Source organism: Rubrivivax sp. JA1026, assembly GCF_011065555.1.
Classification (GTDB): Bacteria; Pseudomonadota; Gammaproteobacteria; order Burkholderiales; family Burkholderiaceae_C; genus Rubrivivax; species Rubrivivax benzoatilyticus.
In genome coordinates this window covers 480,631-504,053 of record NZ_JAALCQ010000002.1, presented here as the reverse complement: position 1 = coordinate 504,053, position 23,423 = coordinate 480,631, and the positions used below count along the sequence as shown (strand labels likewise).

19 protein-coding genes are annotated in these 23,423 nt (G+C 72.5%); 3 read left to right on the top strand and 16 right to left on the bottom strand.

Annotated elements, in window-relative coordinates; all coding sequences use genetic code 11:
- Nucleotide 1: 1 nt before the first annotated feature.
- From G5B56_RS05960 to G5B56_RS05885, 16 genes are all read right to left on the bottom strand, one after another.
- Nucleotides 2-1,234, bottom strand: coding sequence for a glycosyltransferase (locus G5B56_RS05960; protein ID WP_164962618.1), 1,233 nt, complete (start codon nt 1,232-1,234; stop codon nt 2-4).
- A gap of 2 nt (nt 1,235-1,236) precedes the next feature.
- Nucleotides 1,237-2,445, bottom strand: coding sequence for a TIGR04063 family PEP-CTERM/XrtA system glycosyltransferase (locus tag G5B56_RS05955; RefSeq protein WP_009856375.1), 1,209 nt, complete (start codon nt 2,443-2,445; stop codon nt 1,237-1,239).
- A 2-nt stretch (nt 2,446-2,447) separates the two neighbouring features.
- Entirely contained in the window at nt 2,448-4,391 is a 1,944-nt protein-coding gene (locus G5B56_RS05950; RefSeq protein WP_164962617.1) for an XrtA/PEP-CTERM system amidotransferase, read from the bottom strand.
- A 284-nt stretch (nt 4,392-4,675) separates the two neighbouring features.
- Nucleotides 4,676-5,857, bottom strand: coding sequence for a TIGR03088 family PEP-CTERM/XrtA system glycosyltransferase (locus G5B56_RS05945; RefSeq protein WP_164962616.1), 1,182 nt, complete (start codon nt 5,855-5,857; stop codon nt 4,676-4,678).
- A 130-nt stretch (nt 5,858-5,987) separates the two neighbouring features.
- The gene (locus G5B56_RS05940) at nt 5,988-7,268 is read right to left on the bottom strand and encodes a nucleotide sugar dehydrogenase (RefSeq protein ID WP_164962615.1); all 1,281 of its coding nucleotides are present in this window, start codon (nt 7,266-7,268) and stop codon (nt 5,988-5,990) included.
- A 36-nt stretch (nt 7,269-7,304) separates the two neighbouring features.
- On the bottom strand, nt 7,305-8,864 hold the full coding sequence (gene xrtA, locus G5B56_RS05935) for an exosortase A (protein ID WP_164962614.1): 1,560 nt from the start codon (nt 8,862-8,864) through the stop codon (nt 7,305-7,307).
- 11 nt (nt 8,865-8,875) lie between these two features.
- A complete protein-coding gene (locus tag G5B56_RS05930) occupies nt 8,876-10,087 on the bottom strand; it encodes a TIGR03087 family PEP-CTERM/XrtA system glycosyltransferase (protein WP_164962613.1) in 1,212 nt (403 codons plus the stop codon).
- 2 nt (nt 10,088-10,089) lie between these two features.
- Nucleotides 10,090-11,127 carry a FemAB family XrtA/PEP-CTERM system-associated protein gene (locus G5B56_RS05925; RefSeq protein ID WP_164962612.1) on the bottom strand — a complete coding sequence of 346 codons (1,038 nt, stop codon included), beginning with the start codon at nt 11,125-11,127 and terminating at the stop codon, nt 10,090-10,092.
- 7 nt (nt 11,128-11,134) lie between these two features.
- On the bottom strand, nt 11,135-11,998 hold the full coding sequence (locus G5B56_RS05920; RefSeq protein WP_164962611.1) for an XrtA system polysaccharide deacetylase: 864 nt from the start codon (nt 11,996-11,998) through the stop codon (nt 11,135-11,137).
- A gap of 13 nt (nt 11,999-12,011) precedes the next feature.
- On the bottom strand, nt 12,012-13,133 hold the full coding sequence (wecB, locus tag G5B56_RS05915) for a non-hydrolyzing UDP-N-acetylglucosamine 2-epimerase (protein ID WP_009856296.1): 1,122 nt from the start codon (nt 13,131-13,133) through the stop codon (nt 12,012-12,014).
- Entirely contained in the window at nt 13,130-14,236 is a 1,107-nt protein-coding gene (locus G5B56_RS05910) for an XrtA/PEP-CTERM system-associated ATPase (protein ID WP_009856297.1), read from the bottom strand. Before G5B56_RS05910 ends, wecB begins: the two co-directional genes overlap by 4 nt.
- A gap of 2 nt (nt 14,237-14,238) precedes the next feature.
- The gene (locus G5B56_RS05905) at nt 14,239-15,753 is read right to left on the bottom strand and encodes a TIGR03016 family PEP-CTERM system-associated outer membrane protein (protein ID WP_164962610.1); all 1,515 of its coding nucleotides are present in this window, start codon (nt 15,751-15,753) and stop codon (nt 14,239-14,241) included.
- Between the two features lie 4 nt (nt 15,754-15,757).
- Entirely contained in the window at nt 15,758-16,711 is a 954-nt protein-coding gene (locus tag G5B56_RS05900; RefSeq protein WP_164962609.1) for an XrtA-associated tyrosine autokinase, read from the bottom strand.
- 7 nt (nt 16,712-16,718) lie between these two features.
- Complete coding sequence (locus G5B56_RS05895) at nt 16,719-18,305, bottom strand: XrtA system polysaccharide chain length determinant (protein WP_029718580.1); 1,587 nt, start codon at nt 18,303-18,305, stop codon at nt 16,719-16,721.
- A gap of 38 nt (nt 18,306-18,343) precedes the next feature.
- Nucleotides 18,344-18,967, bottom strand: a complete 624-nt coding sequence (locus G5B56_RS05890) for an XrtA/PEP-CTERM system exopolysaccharide export protein (RefSeq protein WP_050801738.1) — start codon at nt 18,965-18,967, stop codon at nt 18,344-18,346.
- A 171-nt stretch (nt 18,968-19,138) separates the two neighbouring features.
- Nucleotides 19,139-20,014 (bottom strand): ThiF family adenylyltransferase, encoded by an 876-nt coding sequence (locus G5B56_RS05885; RefSeq protein ID WP_029718578.1) that lies wholly within the window; start codon nt 20,012-20,014, stop codon nt 19,139-19,141.
- Between the two features lie 106 nt (nt 20,015-20,120).
- Between G5B56_RS05885 and G5B56_RS05880 the strand changes: the two genes are divergently transcribed.
- The 3 genes from G5B56_RS05880 to G5B56_RS05870 are packed head-to-tail and all read left to right on the top strand — an operon-like array spanning nt 20,121 to nt 23,409.
- Entirely contained in the window at nt 20,121-21,233 is a 1,113-nt protein-coding gene (locus G5B56_RS05880) for a nitroreductase family protein (protein ID WP_164962608.1), read from the top strand.
- The gene (locus tag G5B56_RS05875; RefSeq protein WP_009856304.1) at nt 21,230-22,012 is read left to right on the top strand and encodes an ABC transporter ATP-binding protein; all 783 of its coding nucleotides are present in this window, start codon (nt 21,230-21,232) and stop codon (nt 22,010-22,012) included. The genes G5B56_RS05880 and G5B56_RS05875 overlap by 4 nt, the downstream gene beginning before the upstream one ends.
- Nucleotides 22,009-23,409: an ABC transporter permease gene (locus tag G5B56_RS05870; RefSeq protein ID WP_164962607.1), complete on the top strand. Its 1,401-nt coding sequence runs from the start codon at nt 22,009-22,011 to the stop codon at nt 23,407-23,409. Before G5B56_RS05875 ends, G5B56_RS05870 begins: the two co-directional genes overlap by 4 nt.
- Nucleotides 23,410-23,423: the final 14 nt, after the last annotated feature.

Below are 23,423 nucleotides of genomic sequence, written 5' to 3'. Positions count from 1 at the left end.
TTCAGGGGGCCGCGGCGGCCGCCCGTTCGCCGGCGCCGCGGTGCAGCGTGCGGAACACGGCGACGAGCTCGGCGACACGCCGGTCCCAGGTGTTGGCCGCAGCGTAGCGGCGGATCGTGTCGGCATCCCAGTCGCGCGCCAGCGCGTCGGCAACGGCCGCTTCCAGCGCCGGGCCGTCGCCGAAGGGCACGACGTGGCCCAGTTCGGCGCGGCAGACGACTTCGGCGTTGCCGCCGACGGCGGTGGTCACGACCGGCAGGCCGCAGGCCATCGCTTCGAGGAACACGTTGGCCCAGCCTTCGTTGCGCGTGGCGAGCACGAAGACGTCGGCCGCCGACAGCGGCCCGCGCAGCGCGTCGGGCGGCAGCGGGCCGAGAAAACGCACCGCGTCGCCCAGCCCGGCGGCGGCCACCTGGGCGCGCAGCTGCGGGCCGAGGTCGCCTTCGGGGCTGGGGCCGCCGACGACGAGGTAGACCAGGCCGGGAAAGCGTTCGCGCAGCGCCGGCAGGCGCTCGATGACGCGGTGGAAGCCCTTGCGCTCGCACAGCCCGCCGACGCTGACCAGCACCGGCGCGTCGGCCGCCAGGCCCAGCGCGGCGCGCGCCTCGCCGCGCGGCAACGGCGCGAAGCGCGCGAGGTCGACGCCGTTGCCGACGACCTGCACCTTGTCGGCCGCGATGCCCAGCCCCAGCGCCACCTGGCGCAGCGACTCCGACACCGCGAAGACCTGCGTCGCGCGCTGCAGCGCGGCGCGCAGCTTGGGCGCCAGCGCCGGGTCGCGCGCCTGGCGCTGCTCGGTGCCGCGCAGCGTGATCGTCACCGGCACGCCCAGCCAGCGGCCGAGCAGCGTCGCGGCGTAGCCGTCGGGATAGGCGAAGTGGGCGTCGATCAGGTCGAGCCGGCCTTCGCGCTTCAGGCGCGCCAGCCGCGGCCAGGCGGCCAGCGCCATCGCCAGCCCGTCCCAGCCTTTCAGCGCGCCGGGCACGCTGACAAACCGCGGGAACCAGACCTCGTGGCCCTGCTGCGTCTCGTGCCGCGGCGCCCCGGGCCGGAAGCCGGGCTTGAAGCGCCGCAGCAGCGACTGCAGCGGGAACCACGGCGTCGGCGCCACCACGGCCAGCGGCAGCTCGCGGCCGACGCGGAACATGCGCTCGCGCACGAAGAGGCCGGCACCGGGCTGCACGGCGCTCGGGAACAGGCTGCTGAGGACGACGATCCGCGGGCCGTCGGCCACCGTCAGCGCCCCCCGGCGGCGATCAGGCGCTCGTAGACCGGGCGGTACAGCCCGGCCGAGTTGGCCCAGGTGCGTTCGCGCTCGACGAACTCGCGGCCCGCGGCGCGCAGCGACGGCCACTGGTCGCGGCGCGCCAGCAGGTCGTCGACAGCGTTGGCCAGGGCCTCGGCGCTGCCGGCCTGGAACAGCCAGCCGGTCTCGCGGTTGCGGATCAGCTCCTTGTGGCCGCCGACGTCGCTGGCGACGAACAGCCGGCCCTGGGCCATCGCCTCCAGCGGCTTCAGCGGCGTGACCAGCTCGGTCAGCCGCATGCTGTGGCGCGGGTAGGCGAGCACGTCGACGAGGTCGTAGTAGCGCTGCACCTCCTGGTGCGGCACGCGGCCGGTGAAGACCACCTTGTCGGCGATGCCCAGCGACTGCGCACGCTCCTTGAGCAGTTGCTCCTGCGGGCCGCCGCCGACGAGCAGCGCGCGCATCTCGGGCCGGCGCTTGAGCAGGCGCGGCATCGCGTCGAGCAGCAGGTCCAGGCCCTCGTAGGCGTAGAAGCTGCCGATGAAGCCGACGACGGTGGCGCCGTCCAGCCCCAGCCGGGCCTTCAGCGCCGCGTCGGGCTGGCCGCCGGGCTCGAAGGTGTCGACGTCGACCGCGTTGGGAATGACGGTGATCTTCTCGCCGGCCACGCCGCGGCCGACGATGTCGCCGCGCAGGCCCTCGCAGATCGTGAAGACGTGGGCCGCCTCCTTCAGCGCCGCGGTCTCCATGCGCCGCGTCAGGCGGTAGCGCAGGCTGCCTTCGGTGGTCGTGCCGTGGTCGACGGCAGCGTCCTCCCAGAAGGCGCGCACCTCGTAGACCGCCGGGATGCGCTGGCGCTTGGCCACGCGCAGCGCGGGCAGCGCGTTGAGCACCGGCGAATGGGCGTGGATGACGTTCGGGCGCAGCTTGAGCGTCAGCTCGTTGATGCGCTTTTCCAGCCGGCGCATCAGCGCCATCTCGTTGAGGCCGGGAACGCCGCCGGCACTGGCCGGCACCACGGTGCGATAGAAATGCCAGCCTTCGACCGTCTCCTCGGGGACGGTGGTGGCGTGTTTGGGACTCGTCACATGGAAGGTCTCCCAGCCCATGCGGCGCTGCTCGGTCAGCAGCGACAGCGTGCGGAAGGTGTAGCCGCTGTGCAGGGGGATGGAGTGATCCAGGACGTGCAGGACGCGCAATGTCATGCCAGCGCTTCGGCCTCTCGCGAAATACCCTGCGCGCCGACGGCGCCGGCATCGACGACGTTGCGCAGGAAAGCTTCAAACATCAGCAGCGTCCACAGCGGTGCGCTGTAGTCGCGGGTGCCGGCCTGGTGGGCATCCACCAGGTGCTGCAGATAGGAACGCTCGAACCAGCCCGTCGCCGACAGGCGCTCGCCGAGCACGGCGTCGCGCACGCGGTCCTTCAGCGGGCCGCGGAACCAGCGCGCGAGCGGCACCGAGAACCCCATTTTCGGCCGATACAGCACCTCGTCGGGCAGCATGGGCTCCATCGCCTTCTTCAGCAGGAACTTGCCCTCCTGGCCGCGGACCTTCAGCGACGACGGCAGCGTGGCCAGCCACTCGACGAGCTTGTGGTCCATCAGCGGCTCGCGCACCTCCAGGCTGTGGGCCATGCTGGCGCGGTCGACCTTGGTGTTGATGTCGCCGACGAGGTAGGTCTTCAGGTCCAGGTACTGGATCAGCGCCAGCGGGTCGTCGGTGCCGGCGCGTGCGGCATGGTGCTCGAAGACCTGCTGCGCGTCGTAGCCGGCGAGCAGGCGCTTCAGCGCCGGGCTGAACAGCTGGCGGCGCATGTCGCCGCGCAGGATCGACACCGAGTGGAAGTAGGCCTCGACCGAGCTGCGCGCCATGCCCTCGAAGGTGGTCTTGGCGCGCAGCACGCGCGGCGCCCAGTCGGCCTTGGGGTAGAGCCGGCCGAGCATGCCGAACACCGGCTGGCGCACCGCCGCCGGCAGCGCCGAGCGCATGCGCTCCTCCATCAGGTGCAGGCGGTAGCGGCGGTAGCCGCCGAAGTTCTCGTCACCGGCGTCGCCCGACAGCGCCACCGTGACGTGCTTGCGCGCGAGCTGGCAGACGCGGTAGGTGGGGATGGCCGAGCTGTCGGCGTAGGGCTCGTCGTACAGCCGCGCCAGCGTGTCGATGAGGTCGAAGTCGTCGGACTTGACGGTCTCGACGCGGTGGTCGGTGCGGTAGCGGTCGGCGACGAGCTGCGCGAACGCGCTCTCGTTGAACTTGGGGTCGTCGAAGGCGATGCTGCAGGTGTTGACCGGGCCGTCGGACAGGCCGGCCATCGTCGCGACGACGGCGCTGGAATCGACGCCGCCGGACAGGAAGGCGCCCAGCGGCACCTCGGCGATCATGCGCAGCCGCACCGACTCGCGCAGGCGGTGCTGCAGCTCCTCGCAGGCGTCCTCCACCGAGGTCGGGTTGCCGAGCGTGAAGTGCACGTCCCAGTACTCGCGCGGCTGGGGCAGCGGCTCGCCTCGGCGGATGCTCAGGGTGTGCGCGGGCGGCAGCTTGCGCGCCTGGCTGAAGATGGTGCGCGGCTCGGCGACGTAGCCCAGCGCGAAATACTCCTCCACCGCCAGCGGGTCGAGGTCACGCTTCAGGCCGCCGTGGGCGAGCAGCGACTTCAGCTCGGAGCCGAAGAGCAGCGTGCCGTCGTCGAGCAGCGCGTAGTGCAGCGGCTTGACGCCCAGGCGGTCGCGCGCCAGGAACAGCGTCTGGCGGTTGCGGTCCCAGAGCACGAAGGCGAACATGCCGCGGAAGCGCTCGACGCAGCGCTCGCCCCACTGCTCCCAGCCGTGCACGATGCACTCGGTGTCGCTCTTGGTGTGGAAGACGTGGCCGGCGGCCTGGAGCTCGGGGATCAGCTCCTGGTAGTTGTAGATCTCGCCGTTGAAGACGACGACGACCGAGCCGTCCTCGTTGCACAGCGGCTGCTGGCCGGTGGCGATGTCGATGATCGACAGCCGCCGGTGGCCGAAGCCGACGCCGGGCTCGACGTGCACGCTGCCTTCGTCGGGGCCGCGGTGCCACTGGGCGTCGTTCATGCGCGCGAGCACGGCCGGGTCCACCGGACGGGTGCCGCGGGTGTCGAAGAGGCCGGTGATGCCGCACATGGGTTGTTGCTCCGCCTGGACTGCCTTGCCGGGGCGCCGGGGCGACGGGCAGACCTCGCCCCTTGCCATGGGCCGACGCGCCCGCCGCCATGGTAAGTGCAGGCGACGCCGTGACTCGGCGTTCGGCGCCGGGCAGGTGACTTGTGCACGCCTCGCCCCCTCGAAGACGGGGGCCGCTGCGGGGTTCAGGAAGGCTTGGGACGGCTTGGGGTCAGGTCTTACGAGACCTGACCCCGATCCCCCGCTGAGGCGCCTTTCCAACCAGCAGCCTGGGCAGCCTGGGGTCAGGTCTTACGAGACCTGACCCCGATCCCCAGCAACTCGTCGTACAGCGCGCGATAGCGGCCGACCATCGCGTCGAGGCTGAAGCCGTCGACGACGCGGCGGCGGCCGGCGGCGCCCTGCACGGCGGCGCCGGCCGGGTCCGAGGCCAGCGCCACGAGGCCGGCGGCCAGCGCGTCGACGTCACCGGCCGGCACCAGCGCGCCGGTCGTGCCGTCGTCGACCAGCTCGGCGTTGCCGCCGACGCGGGTGGCCAGCACCGGCAGGCCGCTGGCCATGGCCTCCAGGATGGTGTTGGAGATGCCCTCGGCCAGCGACGGCAGCACGAAGGCGTCGAGCGAGCGCATCAGCTCGGGCACGTCGCGGCGCTCGCCGGGCAGCCAGGCCAGATCGGCCGCACCGCCCTGCGCCAGCACCGCCTGCGCCTCGGCACGCAGCGGGCCGTCGCCGACCATCACCAGGCGCAGCACCGGCCGCAGCCGCGGCGCGAGCTCCAGCGCGCGCACGAAGGCGCGCGCCAGCAGCGGCTGCGCCTTCACCGTCTGCATCCGGCCGACGGTGCCGGCGACGAACAGCGCCGGGTCGGCGAACGGCGAGCCGGCCAGCGCCTCGCGCCCGGCCGTGGCAGGACAGAAGCGCCGGGTGTCGACGCCGTTGCAGATGCGCACGATGCGCCGCGGCGGCACGCCCACGCGCTGCTCCAGGTAGCCGGCGAGGTCCTGCGACAGCGCCACGTAGCGGTGCACGAACGGGCGGTAGGCGCGCCGCATCCACTGGTAGCGGCGCACCGTGCCGTCGGGGTCGTCGACGTCGCGGCCGTGTTCGCCGTGCACACGCGCCGGCACGCCGCACCAGGCCGCCGGCACCTGGAACTCCAGCGCGGCGAGGTTGCGGGTGTGCACGACGTCCGGCTTCAGCTGGCGGAACACCTGCGCGAGCCTCGGATAGAGCTTCACGCCGTGGCCCGGCGGCTTGTGCAGCGAGACGAACTCGACGTCGTCACGCTGGATGCGCGCGGCAAAACCGGGCACGACCTCGGTCAGCGCGACCACCGCATGCCGGTAGGCGTCGGCCGGCATGTGGTTGATCAGGTTGACGACGCCGTTCTCGAGGCCGCCGGTGTCGAAGCGGTAGACGAGGTGGAGGACGAGGGGGCGGCTGGCGCGCGAGGCGGGTGCCGTCATCGGATGGACCTCGCGCGGACGCGACGGGACGGCAGCCGCCGGACGGGGTCAGGTCTCACGAGACCTGACCCCGGGCTGCCCCGGGCGGCCGTGGCCTCTGCAAGAGGCAAGACCTGACCCCGCACCGGCGTCAGAGGCGCCACACCCTCACCCCCGCCGCCTCCAGCGCCCGCGCGTCGAAGGCCGCCTTGACGTCGATGAAGGCCCCGCCCTTGACCAGCTTGCGGCACAGGTCGTCGGTGCTCAGCTCGGCGTACTCGCGGTGCGCGACGGCGGCGACGATGGCGTCGGCGCGCGGCAGGTCCTCGAACGGCACCAGGCGCACGCCGTACTCGTGCATCGCCTCGTCGGCCTCGGCCTGGGCGTCGGTGACGAAGACGTCGACGCCGTAGCTTTCCAGCTCGTGGATGATGTCGATGACCTTGCTGTTGCGCAGATCGCCGCAGTTCTCCTTGAAGGTCAGGCCCAGCACGTTGACACGCGCGCCCTTGACGTAGCTGCCCGAGGCGATCATCTGCTTGATCGTCTGCTCGGCGATGAACTTGCCCATGCCGTCGTTGATGCGCCGACCGGCCAGGATGACCTGCGGGTGGTAGCCCAGCATGTCGGCCTTGTGCGTCAGGTAGTACGGGTCGACGCCGATGCAGTGGCCGCCCACCAGCCCCGGCTTGAACTTCAGGAAGTTCCACTTCGTGCCGGCGGCCTCCAGCACCTCGCTGGTGTCCAGCCCGAGCTTGTTGAAGATGATCGCCAGCTCGTTCATCAGCGCGATGTTCAGGTCGCGCTGGGTGTTCTCGATGACCTTGGCGGCTTCGGCGGTCTTGATGCTGCTGGCGCGGTGCACGCCCGGCACGATGATGCGCTCGTACAGCTGCGCCACCTTCTCCAGCGTCTCGGGCGTGTCGCCGCTGACGATCTTCAGGATCTTGGTCAGCGTGTGCTCGCGGTCGCCCGGGTTGATGCGCTCGGGGCTGTAGCCGACGAAGAAGTCGCGCTTCCACTTCAGGCCCGACTCGCGCTCCAGCACCGGGATGCAGACCTCCTCGGTGGCGCCGGGGTAGACGGTGCTCTCGTAGACGACGATCGCGCCCTTCTTCATGTGCCGGCCGACGCTGGTCGACGAGCCGATGAGCGGCGTGAAGTCGGGGATGTGCGCCTCGTCGACCGGCGTCGGCACGGCGACGATGATGATGTCGGCCTCGGCCAGCAGCGCCGGGTCGCTGGTGTAGACGGCGTGCGTGGCGGCGGCGAGCTCGCTGTCGGGCAGCTCGCGCGAGGGGTCGCGGCCGGCCTGGCAGGCGTCGACCTTGTGCTGCGCGATGTCGAAGCCGATGGTGCGCATCTGCTTGCCGAACTCGACGACGAGCGGCAGGCCGACGTAGCCCAGACCGATGACGGCGACGGTGTTCACGGTGGTTCTCGCTTTCTGCAATGAAACGGGGTGGGGTCAGCGCGTGTCGTGCACGCGCTGCAGCAGCGTGCCCAGCGGGGTGAGCTGGGCACGCAGGAAGGCCTCGATCGCGGCGTCGGACGCGGCAGGGTCGCCGGCATCGGCGTAGAGCAGCAGCGCGGCGCCCTCGTCGCCGCGGCCGGCCAGACGGGCCAGCGCGCCGGCGAGCTTGGTCTCGACGTCGCCGCCCAGGAAGCGGCCGTCGACCCAGTACAGCCGCCAGACGACGATGCGGCGCTGGTCGGCGCCGGACAGCGACACGCGCGACAGGATCTCGGAGCGCCGCAGCACCAGCGGCCGGCCGTCAAGCTCGATGCGGCGCGCGCCGTGGGCGGGGATGGCCCACTGCGTGTCCTGCATGCCGACCAGCAGGTGCTGGCTGCTGACGATCTTGCGCGTGTCGCTCTGGCCGCGGTAGTAGTCGACGTGCACGCCGACGAGGCCGGCCGGCCCGGCGTAGCCGGCGCGCACGCGCAGCGCGCCGTCGTCGAACGCGGGCGTCCAGTCGGCGGCCGGCGGCGTGGCCTGCGTCCAGTCGCCCAGCGCCTGCGGCAGCACCAGCTGCGCCGGGGCGGCGGCGCCCTCGGCGCGCTGCAGCAGCGCCAGCAGGCCGTGCGGCAGCAGCGCCACCAGTGCGACGGCGGCGGCCGTCGCGGCGACGGGCCGCCAGGCGCCGGCGGCCGGCGCGGCGCCCCGGGGGCCGGGCGCCGGCGCGGCCTCGGGCTCGGACCAGCGCGCGCCGACGAAGAACATCACCAGGATGATCACGCCGAAGAACACCCAGCCGTAGAGCAGGTGGTCGACACCGACGGCGATCTTGTTGCCCGAGAGGTGCGCCAGCATGACGATCAGGTAGGCGCGCAGCCAGTTGGCGACGATGGGCACGGCGATCGACAGCGCCATGAACACCGCGCGCCGCCGCCAGGAGCGGTAGCTCAGGTAGGCGAACAGCGAGCCCACCATGAACGAGGCCATCAGGTAGCGGATGCCGCTGCATTCGTCGATGACCGACCAGCTGCCGCTGGGGATGACGAAGCTCTGGCCCTCGCGGTAGACCGGCACCCCGGTGAGCTGCAGCGCGCCGACGACGAAGTCGGCCGTCCACTCCATCATCATCGGCAGCGCGAACTCGCCGAAGGGCACCGCCAGGAACAGGAACAGCAGCGGGAACAGGATGCGGCGCGCGACGGCCAGCCCCAGCACCGCCGGCACCGCCAGCACCAGCGTGGCGACGAAGGCGAACTGCTCGGCGGCGTTGACGGCCACCAGCTCGGCCAGCAGCCACAGCGCGGCCAGCGCGAGCATCGGCAGCAGCAGCCAGGGCTGCGGGCGCGGCGCCAGCGCCGCGAGTTCGGCACGTTTGCGCCACACCAGCCAGAGCACGATCGGCGGCACCAGCATGCAGTGCGCGAAGGTGTCCGAGCGCCACCAGACCTCGGCCATCGCCAGCGCGGTGTCGCGGTAGAACCAGCCGACGGCGGCCAGCAGCAGGCCGAAGGCGGCGAGCGCCGGCGGCCAGGGCGTGGCACGGGGCAGCGGGGCGGGGACGGCGCTCATCGTCGGGCTCTTCAGGCGGCGCGCCCGGCGAGTGCCGCGGCGAGGTGGTCGTCGATGCGCGCCAGGTTGGCGCCCCAGGCGTAGTCGGCGAGCACGCGCTGGCGGCCGGCGGCGCCCAGCGCCGAGGCGCGCGCCGGGTCGGCGAGCAGCGCGCCGACCTCGTGCACGAAGGCCGGCGCGTCGGCGGCGAGCACGATCTCGCGGCCGTCGGCGGCGCCGATCGTCGAGCCGCAGCCGGTGGCGGCGACCACCGGGCGCGCCATCGCCATCGCCTCGAGCACCTTGTTCTGGATGCCGCGCGCCAGCCGCAGCGGCGCGACGACGACGTCGGCGTGCTGCAGGTACGGCCGCACGTCGGGCACGGTGCCGGTGACGTTGACCGCGTCGCCGGCCAGCGCCCGCACCGCCGGCGCCGGGCTGCGGCCGACGACGTGCAGGCGCAGCCCCGGGTGCGCGGCGCGCAGCGCCGGCAGCGCCTCCTGCGCGAACCAGACCACGGCGTCGACGTTGGGCCAGTAGTCCATCGCGCCGGTGAAGGCGATGGCCGGCGCGCCGGCCGGGTACGGCGACGCGCGCGCGGGCTCGGGCGCGAAGAACTCGGCGTCGACGCCGTTGGACATCGCGTCGACGGCGCCGGCGCACTCGGGAGCGAGCGAGCGGAACAGCTCGGTCTCGCGTTCGGTGACGAAGTACGAGCGGCGCGCGGCGGCGGCGACGCGGCGCTCGTAGTCCAGCAGCCGCCGGCCCTCGCGGCGGTAGAGCCAGGCCAGCGGGCCGCCGCGGTCGGTGGCGAACTGCGCCCACTTGGCCGAGTCGACGTCGACGAAGTCGACCAGCGTCGGCAGTCCCAGGCCCTCGGCGTACTGGGCCATCGACGAGCAGAAGACGACGACCGCCTCGATGCGCCGCTCGGCGACGGTGCGGCGCACCCAGCGCGCCATCGCCGCGTGCTGGTAGTAGCGCAGCGTCAGCGCGCGGCCGTCGAGCAGCGCGGCGAGGCTGGCGGCGCGTGCGCGCAGCGGATGCAGGCGCGGCGCGAACAGGCTGGCGCAGTCGCGCGCCAGCGTCGGCACGTGGACCTCGTCCTCGGGGTCGTCGACGAAGGTGCCGACATGGACCTCGTGGCGCGCGGCCAGGTGGCGCAGCAGGTGGTACGAGCGCACCTTGTCGCCCTTGTTGGGCGGGTACGGCAGGCGGTGGGCGAGGAACAGCAGCCGCGCCATGGTCAGCCCAGGCTGCGCACGATGTGCGGGCCGATCGTGTTGGCCATCGCCAGCGGCATCCGGCGCCAGGCGCGGATCAGCAGCTGGTACTTGGCGTTGCTCGGGTTGTGCTGCGGCACCGCCTCGCGGCTGAACAGCCGGTACTCGTAGGTCAGCGGCGTCGGCTCGAAGCCCCAGTTCTTCTTGAAGGCGTAGGGCCCGGTGCCCTGCTTGCTGCGGCCGTAGTCGAAGGTCTTCAGGCCGCGCGCGCAGGCGTGGCGCATCAGCTCCCAGTACTTGAAGTCGTTGGCAGCGAGGTCGCGCGCGGCCTCGTCGTCGCCGGCGTAGTACGGCAGGATCTCGTCGCGGAAGTAGAAGCTCAGCACCGAGGACAGCGGCCGGCCGTCGGGCGCGGTGACGGTGAGCACGCTGCAGTCGCGGCCGAACTCGCGGCGCAGCGCCTGGAACCAGCGTTTGGGCATCGCCGGCGTGCCGTGGCGGTGCACGTTGTCGGCGTAGAGCGCGAAGAAACGCTCGACGCCGTCGTCGAAGGCGGCGGCGAGGCCGTTCTTGATGCCCTTGCGCACCATCGCGCGCTGCTTGCGCGGGATGGCCAGCAGGTTGGCCTCCTCGTCGGGCAGGATCTCCTTGCGGAAGGTGACGTACAGCTCCTGGCGCGGCCAGCCCTCGTGGCGGCGCGCCAGCTGGCGCAGCTCCAGGTGCTCGACGCCCATCCCGCGGCCCAGGCGCTCGGCGGCAGCCTCCAGCAGCAGCGCGGCGTCCTCGTCGTCGGCGGCCACGCCGCCGTAGACCGCGAACGGCAGGCTGGCCAGCGAGTGGCCGAACAGCAGGCTCTTCACGCGCGCCAGCGGCAGCACACCGACGATGCGCCCGCCGCGTTCGGCGCAGAGGAAGTGCGTGTCGTGGCGGAACACCTCGCGCAGCACACGCTGCCAGCCGGCGCGGTGGAAGAAGGTCGCCTGCGGGCAGGCGAGCACGTACTCGTCCCAGGCCGCGGCGAGGCGGCCGTCGTCGGGGGCCAGACGCCGGACGGTGGTCACGGCGGGCTCAGGCCGGGCGCGCCGCGGCGGCGTCGCGGGCCAGGAAGATGTGGTCCATCCGGCCCCAGCGGAAGTCGTCGAGCAGGCTGGCGAGCTTGCGCTCCATGCGCGCGATGTTCACGTAGTGGCGAAAGCGCGTCTTGGCGTCGATGCCGGGCACACGCGGCTGGTCGGCGTCGATCTCCCAGGGGTGGAAGTAGAAGACCGCGGCCTCGCGGTCGTCGCGGTTGACGCGGCCGATCAGCCAGCGCGACGCCGCGTAGGGCAGCAGCCGGAAGTAGCCGCCGCCGCTGGACGGCAGGTTGCGCCCGCCCAGGCGCACCGTGGTCACCGGCACCTCGAGCAGGCCGCCGGCGACGCGGTGGGCGAAACGCGGCGCGTCGGGCATGCCGTAGTGGTCGTGGCGGATCGGGTAGAGGCTGCTGCTGTAGGCGTGGCCGGTCTCGGCCAGCGTGTCGAAGGCCCAGAGGTTTTTCTCGCCGATCGAGAAGCTGGGCGCGCGGTAGCCGCGCACGGCGACGCCGCCGAGGTCCTCGAGGATGGCCTTGGCACGCGCGACGTCGTCGCGGAACGCGGCCGGGGTCAGGTCGCTGGCGCGCTGGTGGCCGTAGCCGTGGCTGGCCAGCTCGTGGCCGCCGGCGACGATGCGCCGCACCAGCTGCGGGTAGCGCTCGGCGACCCAGCCCAGCGTGAAGAAGGTGGCCTGCACGCCGCGCGCGTCGAGCATCGCCAGGATGCGCTCGACGTTGCGCTCGACGCGGCACTCGCGCGCGTCCCAGTCGCTGCGGCGGATGTACGGCGCGAACGCCGAGACCTGGAAGTAGTCCTCGACGTCGATGGTCAGCGCGTTCGTGATCGCGGGGGCGAGCATCGGCAGCCGGGCCTCACGACAGCCAGTGCGCCAGGTCGGCGGCGATGCGCTCGGCGGCCCGGCCGTCCCAGAGCTCGGGCACGCGGCCACGCTTGCCGCGGCCGGCGAGGATCTCGTCGACGCCGGCGAGGATCGCGGCGCGGTCGCGGCCGACCATCGTGTTCGTGCCTTCGTCGACGGTGATCGGGCGCTCGGTGTTCTCGCGCATCGTGAGACACGGCACGCCGAGCGCCGTGGTCTCCTCCTGCAGGCCGCCGGAGTCGGTGAGCACGACGGCGGCGCCGGCCATCAGGCCGATCATCTCCAGGTAGCCCTGCGGCGGCAGCAGCGTCACGCGCGCCGGGTCGAGCAGGTGGCCGAGGCCGAAACGCTCGACGTTGGCGCGCGTGCGCGGGTGCAGCGCGAAGACCAGCGGCAGCCGCTCGGCGACCCGCGCCAGCGTCTGCAGCAGCTCGTGCAGCGTCTCGGCGTCGTCGACGTTGGACGGCCGGTGCAGCGTGACGACGCCGTAGCCGGCCGGGCCAGCCAGGCGCGCCGTGTCGTGGCCGTGGGCCTGCAGCGTGGCCGCGGCGCTGCGCGCGCGCTCGCGGCAGGCGAGCAGCGTGTCGATCATCACGTTGCCGACGAAACACACGCGCTCGGCGGCCACGCCCTCGCGCTGCAGATGCGCCAGCGCGCCGCGCTCGGTGGTGTAGAGCCGGTCGGCGAGCTGGTCGGTCAGCACGCGGTTGATCTCTTCGGGCATGCGCCGGTCGAAGCTGCGCAGGCCGGCCTCGACGTGGACCACCGGCACGCCCTTCTTGGCGGCCACCAGCGCGCAGGCCAGCGTGGAGTTGACGTCGCCGACGACCAGCACGCAGCTCGGCCGGTGGGCGTCGATCGCCGGCTCGAAACGGCGCATGACCTCGGCCGTCTGCACCGCGTGGCTGCCCGAGCCGACCTCGAGGTTGAGGTCGGGCCGCGGCAGCTGCAGGTCCACGAACAGCTTGTCGTTCATGTCCTGGTCGTAGTGCTGGCCGGTGTGCACCAGCAGCGCGGGGATCGGCGGCTGGTGCGCGGCGAAGGCGCGCAGGATCGGCGCGATCTTCATGAAGTTCGGGCGCGCGCCGACGACGCAGAGGACGGGTCCGTTCACTTCTTCTCCGGAGGCTTGGCGGCGGCCTCGACGAGCCTGGTCAGCATCGCCAGCGTCTGCAGGTTGATGCGCTCCAGGCGCAGCAGGCTCTTCTCCAGCCGCTGCAGCTGGTCGCCGCGCTGGTCGGCGGCCAGCGACTGGATCTGGCGGGTCATGGCCTCGGCGTCCTCGGCCGGCAGCTGCAGGCCGGACAGGTCGACGTCCAGCGAGGCGGTGACCGCCGCGGCGACGGCGGCCAGCGCCTCGGCGCCGCCGGCGGCGTCGGCCGCCGGGGCCGGCTTGGCCGGGACCTCGGACTCCTGGCGGAACTCCTGCACGACCTCGGCCACGTCCTCGGCCGTCAGGTGCGTCTTGCCCGACAGGAAGCCGGCCAGCAGCAGGCGGTCGCAGACGGTGTTGACACGCCGCGGGATGCCGCCGGTGGCCTGGTAGATGCCGTCGAAGGCGGCGGCGTCGAAGCTCGGCTTGCCGGTCGAGCCGGCGCACTTCAGGCGGTGCTCGATGTAGCGCTGCGTCTCCTCGGCGTCGAGCGGGCCGATGTGGCAGGTGGCCGCGACACGCTGGCGGAACTGCTCCATCTCCGGGCGCTGCAGGATCTCGCGGAACTCGGGCTGGCCGACGAGGAAGCTCTGCAGCAGCGCCTGGTTGCCGAACTGGAAGTTCGACAGCATGCGCAGCTCCTCGACGGCGCGCGGCGTCAGGTTCTGCGCCTCGTCGACGATCAGCAGGCAGCGTTTGCCCTTGCTGGTCTGGCTGATCAGGAAGGCTTCCAGCGTGATCAGCAGCTCGCTCTTGGGCACGTCCTTGACGCGAAAGCCGAAGGCCGCGCCGACCATGCGCAGCGTGTCCTCGGCACCGAGCTGCGTCGTCACCAGGTGGCCGGCGATGACGTTGCTGCCGTGCAGGCCGTCGATCAGCGAGCGCAGCACGGTCGTCTTGCCGGCACCGATCTCGCCGGTGATGACGATGAAGCCCTCGTTGCGCGAGACGCCGTACTCGAGGTAGGCCTTGGCGCGACGGTGCTGCTTGCTGCCGAAGAAGAAGCTCGGATCGGGATTGAGCTGGAACGGCTTGCTGCTCAACCCGTAGAACGCTTCGTACATGATCAGAACCGGTAGTTGAGCGTCCCGACGATCGCGGATTCCTGGTACGGGCTGGTCTCGCTGTCGAACCACACGCGGCGCACGGCCAGCGTGCCCTGCGTGCGCGGGCCCAGGGTGCTGGTCATCGACAGCTCCAGCCGGCGCTGCTCGGTGCCGGGCTGGGACTCCTCGTCCAGGGTCTTCAGGAGGCTGGCGCTCAGGCCCAGCGAGGTCTGGCGCGTCATCTGGTGCACGCCGCCGAGGGTCAGCGCGAGCTGGCGCACGCTCGGCACCAGCGCCAGGTCGCCGCCGATGTACTGCTGCTCGCCGAGACGGCGGTTCTCGGTGCTGGTGACGACCAGCGAGGCGCTGTTGCGCACCCCCGAGAAGCCCAGCGACAGCGCCTGGGCGCGCTGCAGCGACGGCGCCGAGTTCAGGAAGGTCAGCGGCACGGTCGGGTCGAGCCCCAGCGCGAGGCGGCTGACCTGGGTGCACAGCGCGGCATTGCCGAACTGCTGCATGCAGGCGGCGTAGATCTGGCCGTACAGCGCTCGCAGCGGGCCCAGCGCGTCGGCGTTGTCGCCGGTCACGCCGCGGGTGTCGGAGTAGGTCAGCGCGACGCGGCGGAAGCGGTGGCTCACGCTGACGCTGTGCGAGCGGCCGAAGTAGCGCTCGTCGCTCTCGAGCGTCAGGCGCGTGCGCGGCGTCGGCAGCCAGGTCAGGCCGCCGCCGGAGCTGCTGCTGTAGCGCGTGCCGGTGCCCAGCGCGTCGGTGCGCTCGCGGCCGCCGCGCACGAACAGGCTGAAGCGCGAGGTCGGGAACACCGACAGCGTCGCCACGCCGATGTCGGTGATGTAGCGCCCGCCGTCCTGGAAGCGGCTGCTCGAGCGCGAGCCGGCCAGGCCCCAGCCGAACAGGCCGTGGCGCGCGCCGAGATCGACCGAGGCGTCCCAGTCGGTGTAGTCACCGGCGGTGCTGTCCTCGGCCCGCGAGGTCGTCCACGTCGCCTGGGCGCCGACGTCGACGAGGCCGGCGAGCCGGGCCTTGAAGGTCGGCGAGACGGTCGCCGTGGCGACCTCGGTGGAGTTGGAGTCGACCAGCCCGGTGCCGGCGTTCTGGCGGCCGAAGGCCGAGATCGTCTGCTGCGAGATGCTGGCGCTGGCGTCCAGGAACAGGTGCTGGTCGACGAGCTCGGCGCCGGCGTCGGCCGACAGCCGGTTGTGCGTGGTGCTGCGATCGGACTCGCGGGCGTACTGGATCAGGTCCAGCTGGTAGTCGAGCGAGCCCTGCACGCGGCCGCTGCGGCCGGACACGCGCACGCCGGGCGTGACCTGGGTGATGGCGTCGGAACGCCCGTCCTGCTCGAGGCGGGCGTTGTTGGTGACCGTCTGCTGCAGCGACACGCTGGGCTGCACCGACCAGCCGCGCGGCCCCTCCTGGGCCCAGGCCGGGCAGGCCAGCGCCGCGACGGCCGCGGCGGCGATCAGCCCGGGACGCCGCAGCGCGTGCGGGGGGAACGTTGCCTGCTGGACCGGCATGGCGTCAGGCCCCGGCGGGACGGTTCGACGGCCGGTCGCCCTCGCCTTCGGTGCCGCCCGCCTGGCCGCCGGTCTCGCGTTCGTAGCCGTAACCGTAGCCGTAGCCGTAACCCGAGCCGCCATAGGCGGCGCTGTCGGAACGCGCCTTGTTGAGCACCAGCAGCCGCACCGGGCAGGAGTCGATGGTGTCCAGCGCCTGCTGCACCGCGGCCTGCTGGGTGCGGCCGGCGGAGACGACGACGACGATCTGGCCCATGTGCGAGGCGAGCACGCGCGACTCGGTCGTCAGCAGCAGCGGCGGCGAGTCGAAGATGATGATGCGGTCGGGATAGCGCGTGGCCATCTCGTCGAGCAGGCGCGCCATGCCCTCGCTGGCCAGCAGCTCGGTGGCCTTGGCGTGCGGCGTGCCGCTGGGCAGGATGGTGAGCTTGTCGACGTTGGTGCGCAGCAGCACGTCCGACAGCTCGGCCTTGCCCTCGAGCACGTCGAGCAGGCCCTCGCTGGGCGGCAGGCCCAGCATGCGCAGCTGCGACGGCCGGGCGACGTCGGCGTCGACGAGCACGACGGTGTGGTCGAGCTCGGCAGCGATGCTCATCGCCAGGTTCACCGAGGTGAAGCTCTTGCCCTCGCCGGCCACCGCGCTGGTGACCATGATCAGGTTGCCGTGCTTCAGCGTGGCGGCGCCCTTGCCGACGGCGTTGGCGATCAGCGGCCGCTTGATGACGCGGAACTGGTCGGCCACCGGCGTGCGCGGCGCGTTCGGCGTGACGATGCCGGCGGCGTTGAGGTCCTCGAGCTTGAGCTCGACGCGGCGCGAGGTCACGGCGGGCTCGGCACGCGGCGGCTGCGCCGGCGCCACGCCAGGGGCGGCCGGCGGCGCCGCGACTTCCGGCACCGCCACGCCGGCCTGGCGGAGCTGCTCGAGGCGCTGGGCGGCCTGTTCGATCAGACTGGTCATACGGATCTCACACGGCGGCGGCGCGCTGGGCCATCAGGGCCACGGCGACGATGCCAATGACGTACAGGCCGACGAGGCCGCCGGAGGCGCCGACGAAGCGCAGCGTGGACACCCGCTCGCGGCGGCGCTGCTCGTCGCTCAGCACCAGCGACACGACCCCCAGCAGCGGCAGGCCGGTCTTGCTGCGCAGCTCGGTGGCGTCGTTGTAGACCGGGCGCAGCTGGCTGCCGGCGAAGGCGATGCCCAGGCCCGAGGCCAGCGCGACGCCGAGCGCGCCGAGCAGCAGCAGCAGGCGGTTCGGCGCCACCGGCTCGGGCGCGACGCGCGGCGGGTCGATGAGGCGGAAGTCGGCGACGCCGGACGCGACCTCGAGCTCGCCGGACATGATGGCCGACTGCCGGCGCGCGACCAGATCCTGGTAGTTCTTCTTGTAGACGTCGTAGTCGCGGTTGAGCTGGGCGGCCTCGGCCTCGATCTGCGGCGCGGTCTTCAGCGCCGCGCGCGCCGCGGCCAGGCGGGCGGAGTACTCCGACACGCGCGCCTGCAGCGCCGCCACCTGGACCTCGGCGGCGGCCAGCGCGCGCCCGAGCTCCTGCATCGCCAGGCTGGCGTTGGGGCCGACGGCGGCCGACGGCAGCGCCAGCTGGGCCTTGCGCAGCTCGGCGACTTCCTTGGCCTTCTGCGCCTCGAGATCCTTGATCAGCTTGCGCGTCGTGACGACGTCGGGGTGCTGCTCGGTGTAGCGCTGCAGCAGGCCGTCGAGGTTGCGGCGCTGGGCGTCCAGGCGCGCGTCGATCTCCGGCGTCGACACCGACAGGCGCGACTCCTGCAGCAGGCTCTGCGTGGCGATGTCGCCGCCGCGGCCGCGTTCGGCGTCGAGCTGGCCCTTGGCCGCGGCGCGCGCGCTCTCGGCCTCGCGCAGCTCGAGCTGGGCCTGCTGCAGCTGGGCGGCGATGGCCGCCACGTTGGACGCCGCGTCCTTGCCGTCGGGCGAGGCGCGGTCGATGTTGCGCAGGCGGAACTCCTTGAGCCGGGCCTCGGCCTCCTCGAGCTTCTGCTCGTACTGCTTGATCTGCTCGTTGAGGAAGGTCTTGGCCGAGTCGGTGTCCTTGCGGCTGGCGCCCAGGCTGGACTCGACGAAGATCGACACCAGCGACTGGATGACCTTCTTCGCGCGTTCGCTCTCGCGGTCGCGGTAGACCAGCGAATAGAGGTTGTCGCGGCCGGTGTTGCGGATCTGGATGTCCTTGGTCAGGCGCTGGATCAGCTCCTCCTGCTCCACGGCCGAGCCCTCGGACAGGTCGAGGTCGGCCATGCGGATCAGCTTCTCGATGTTGGGCCGGCTGATCAGCGTCCGGCTCAGCATCGAGATCTGCTGCTCGACGTTGGGCTGCACGGTCAGGCCCGACATCAGCGGCTTGAGGATCGACTGGGTGTCGACGTAGATGCGCGCCGAGGCCTCGTACTGGTCGGGCACGCGGAAGCTGACGACCGCGGCGACGAGGCCGACGACCCACGCCGTGATCAGCCCCTGCCAGCGGTAGTTCCACATACCGCGCAGGATGGCCAGCGCTTGACGAACGAGATCTTGCATGGGGGAGGCGGCCGGGACGACGGACGGCGAGACCGCCGTCAGAAGAAGCTCTGCGGGATGATCAGGATGTCGCCGGGACGCATCTCGACGTTGGCCGAGACGTCGCCGTCCTTGATCAGGTCGTCCAGGCGCACCGAGTACTGCTTGTTGCCCTCGGAGGTACGCAGGATCGTCGCGCGGTTGCCGGCCGCGAAGTCGGTCAGGCCGCCGGCGGCGATCATGACGTCGAGCACCGTCATCTTCGACTTGAACGGCAGGAACTGCGGCTTGGCGGCTTCGCCGACGACGCGGATCTGCTCGCTGTAGGGGCCGACGAAGCCGTTGACCATGACCGTCACGATCGGGTCACGCACGTACTTGCCCAGCACCTGCTCGAGCTCGCGCGCCAGCTGCACCGAGGTCTTGCCCTGGGCCATGACCTCGTCGACCAGCGGCGCCGAGACCTTGCCGTCCGGGCGCACCGGCACCGACATCGACAGCTCGGGATTGCGCCAGACGCTGATGTTCACCGAGTCGCCGGCGCCGATGATGTAGGTGTAGTCCTGGGCGGCCGCCTGGGCGGGCGCCGGCGGGTGGCTCCTGAACGACGAGCACGCCGCCAGGCTCGCCACGGCGACCAGGACACCGAACACGCGGCCGACCGAGGCCGCCGTTGCAGACATGAGCTTCACGCGAGATCTCCCGGGGAATTCCGTGCGGCAAGAGGCCGGATCACGCCGGGAATCATGTCATAAGCAGCAGACGCCAAATCCCGCCGCCGCCCCCCCGAACCAAGGTTCCGGGCGGGAAGATTCCACGTTCCACGAAGGCCGGCCGGAGCCCTCCGGGCGGGCTCAGCCCAGGCGCAGCATCGGCCGGATGAAGCGCAGCAGCAGGCGCTGCAGCGGGTTGGCGTTGCCGCCCGGGCGCCAGGTGAAGGACAGCTTCTGGCGGTAGGCGTCGAACTGCATCGCCCAGGGCGCGGGCTTCAGCTCGCCGCGGCCGCACAGCAGCTTGAGCACCGCGGTGCCGGTGACGCCGGCGCACAGCTCGCAGGCCATGATCGTCGACGGCCCGCGCTGGGCGGCGAAGTTCACCGCCTCCGGGTGCACCAGGTAGCCGCGCTGCAGCATCGCCGGCGACAGCCCGGCGATGAAACGCGCGAACTGCTCCTGGCGGTCGCAGCCGTCGAGCCGGAAGTAGTCCTCGAAGCTCATGCCGCGCGGCGAGAAGTACAGCAGCGACACGCCCATGCCCAGCGGCGCGGCGGTCACCGCCGGGATGCCGCGCGCATGGCAGGCCGCGAACAGCATGCGCCGGGCCTCGACGGCGAAGAAGTCGATCGCGTCGACGTAGACGTCGACGCCGTCGAGGAAGGCGTCGAGGTTGTCCTCGTCGACGCCGCGCTCGAAGCCGACGACCTCGGCCTCGGGGTTGATGTCGCGCGCCATGCGCGCCATGACCTCGCACTTCGGCTGCCCGACCGTCGACATGAAGGCGCCGGCCTGGCGGTTGAAGTTGTGGACCTCGAAGCAGTCGAAGTCGGCGATGCGAAAACGCCCGAGCCCCAGCCGCGCCAGCGTCAGCAGGTGCGCGCCGCCGACGCCGCCGAGCCCGGCGATGGCCACGCGCGCACCGCGCAGCCGCTGCTGCTCGGCCGGCGTGAGCCAGCCGATGTTGCGCGAGATCGCGGCGTCGTAGTCGAACACGGGGGGCTGAATTGCGGTCATCGCGCGGTGTTGATCGCTGTGCCGCGGCCCGCAGGCACTGGCAGCATCGGCAATTTCCGAGTCCGCGCAGAATGTACCCGCATTCCCGCCGCAGGCGCGCCCCGACATGCCCCACGACACCGCCGTGACGACCGCCGCCGACCGTGCCCCGATCGAGCTCGTGCTCGACGCCGCGCGCTGGGCCCCCAGCGGCGACAACACCCAGCCCTGGCGCTTCGAGCGCCTGGGCGACGACGCGGCGCTGCTGCACGGCCACGACACCCGCGAGCACTGCGTTTACGACCTCGACGGGCGGCCCAGCCAGGTCGCCATCGGCGCGCTGATCGAGACCGCGGCCATCGCCGCGTCGGCGCACGGCTGGCGCCTGGACGCGAGCCGCCAGCCCGGGCCCGACGAACGCCCGACCTACCGGCTGCAGCTGGTGGCCGACGCCGGCGTCGCGCCCGACCCGCTGGCCGCCGTCATCGAGCAGCGCAGCGTGCAGCGCAAGCCCTTCCGGCGCACGCCTCTGGACGCCGCGCAGCGCCAGGCGCTGGAGGCCAGCGTCGGCGCCGGCCACGCCGTGCGCTGGATCGAGGGCGGCGCCCGCCGCGCGATGGCCGGGCTGCTGTTCCGCTCGGCGCGGCTGCGGCTGACGACGCCCGAGGCCTGGCGCGTGCACCGCGACATCATCGAGTGGGGCGCGCGCTACAGCCGCGACCGCGTGCCCGACCAGGCGCTGGGCGCCAACCCGCTGGTGCTGCCGGCGATGCGTTTCGCGCTCGCCGACTGGAAGCGCGTGCAGTTCGCCAACCGCTTCCTGGCCGGCACCTGGATGCCGCGCATCGAGATGGACCTGCTGCCGGCGCTGGGCTGCGCGGCGCACTTCGTGATCCTCGCGCCCGAGCCGCCGCTGTCGGTGCAGGCCAACGTCGCCGGCGGCCGCGCGATGCAGCGCTTCTGGCTCACCGCCACCGCGCTGGGGCTGCAGCTGCAGCCGGAGATGACGCCGCTGATCTTCGCCCGCTATGCGCGCGAAGGCCGGCCGTTCTCGGCGACGCCGGGCGCCGCCGAGGCGGCGGCCGAGGTCGCCGCCGGCTTCGAGCGCATCGCCGGCGCCGACGCGCTGGCGCGCGGCGTCTTCGTCGGCCGGGTCGGCCTGGGCGTGCCGGCGCGGTCGCGCTCGCTGCGGCGGGACCTGGCGCAGCTGTTCGTCAACCGACCGGACTCCGCACGATGAGCCCCACCCCCGCCGACCAGCCCGTGGCCGTGCTCAGCGGCGTCGTCAAGGGCTACCGCCTGGACGACGTCGACGTGCCGGTGCTGAAGAATGTCGACCTGCTGGTGCGCCCGGCGCAGTTCACCGTCGTGCTGGGCCCCTCGGGCAGCGGCAAGACGACGCTGCTGAACCTGATCGGCTGCATCGACCGGCCCGACAGCGGCCAGGTCGTCGTCGCCGGCCAGGACGTCGGGCCGATGAACGACGACGAACTGGCCGAATTCCGCTCCCGGCACATCGGCTTCATCTTCCAGAACTACAACCTGCTGCCGGTGCTGAGCGCCTGGGAGAACATCGAGTACCCGATGCTGCTGGCCCAGCTGCCGGCGGCCCGGCGCGCCGAGCGCGTGCGCCGGCTGCTGAAGGCGGTGGGGCTGAGCGACCGGGCGAACAACCGCCCCGGCCAGCTCTCGGGCGGCCAGCGCCAGCGCGTGGCGATCGCGCGCGCACTGGCGCTCAAGCCGCGGCTGGTCATCGCCGACGAGCCGACGGCCAACCTGGACAGCCGCACCGGCGCCGAGATCCTGCAGCTGATGCGCAGCATGCAGCGCCGCTACGGCATCTCGTTCCTGTTCTCGTCGCACGACCGGGCGGTGATCGGCGCCGCCGACGACACGATCTACCTGAAGGACGGCGAGATCCGCGCCATCCGGCGGCGCAGCGCGCCGCCGGGCGAGGAGCCCGCCGCGGACCTCGACGGCGCCGCCGACAGCGCCCAGCCCGGGGAGGACGCACGGTGATCGACCTGCTGCTGGCGGTGCGCAACCTGCTGCGCAACCGGCGCCGTTCGCTGGCGACCTTCATCGCGCTGGCCATCGGCGCGGCGGCGATCCTGCTGTTCGGCGGCTACCGCAAGAACATCGAGTACACGATGCACACCGCCTACGTGCGCGGTGGCGGCCATCTGCAGATCCAGCACCGCGACCTGTTCCTCTACGGCAGCGGCAACCCGACCCGCTACTCGATCGCCGACTACCAGCGCATCGTCGACACGATCCGCGCCGACCCCGAGCTCGGCCCGATGGTCACCGTCGTCACGCCGACGCTGCAGTTCGGCGGCATCGCCAGCAACTTCTCGGCCGGCGTCTCGCGCACCGTGCTCGGCACCGGCGTGATCGCCGCCGACCAGAAGCGCATGCGCGACTGGAACGAGTTCGACCTGCGGCTGGAGGCGCCGCCGTTCGCGCTGGCCGGCGCTCCGGCCGACGGCGCGCTCGTCGGCCAGGGTGTCGCGCGGGTGCTGATGCTGTGCGAGGCGCTGGCCGTCGCCGACTGCCCGCGGCCCGAGGTCGCCGAGCAGGCCGAGCAGGAGGCGCTGCCCGACGACATCGCCGCGCTCGCCGCAGGCGAGGCGCCGGCGGCCGGGCCGGCGAAGACCGCCGGCGGGGCGCCGCGCATCGAGGTGCTGGCCACCAGCCCCGGCGGCGCGCCGAACGTCGTGTCGCTGCAGGTCGTGCGTGCCGAGCTGCAGGGCTTCAAGGAGCTCGACGAGGTCTACCTGCTGCTGCAGCTGCCGCAGGCCCAGCGCCTGGTCTACGGCCGCGAGGCGCCGAAGGCGACCGCGATCACGGTGCAGCTGCAGCACAGCGGGCAGATCGAGGCCGCGCGCACGCGGCTGCAGGCGCTGCTGGCCGAGACCGCGCCGAAGCAGCCGCTGGCGGTGCTGGACTTCCGCGAGCTCAACCCGTTCTTCGTGCAGACGGTGCAGATGTTCGACACGATCTTCGGCTTCATCTTCGTGCTCATCGGCTCGATCGTGCTGTTCACCGTCGGCAACACGATGAGCACCGCGGTGATGGAGCGCACGGTGGAGATCGGCACGATCCGCGCGCTGGGCCTCAAGCAGCGCGGCGTGCAGCGCATGTTCGTGCTCGAGGGCATGATCCTCGGCGTCGCCGGCACGCTGGCGGGCGCGGCGTTCGCGCTGGCCTCGTCGGCGCTGATCAACCAGCTCGGCCTGACCTGGGTGCCGCCGGGCAGCGGCGAGGCGCTGCCGCTGCTGCTGCGCGTGTGGGGCGAGACCACGACCATCGTCGGCACGACGGCCGGCCTGATCCTGATCGCCGCCGGGTCGGCCTGGTGGCCGGCGCGGCGCGCGTCGCGGCTGGTCATCGTCGACGCGCTGCGCCATGCCTGACACCCGAGGACAAA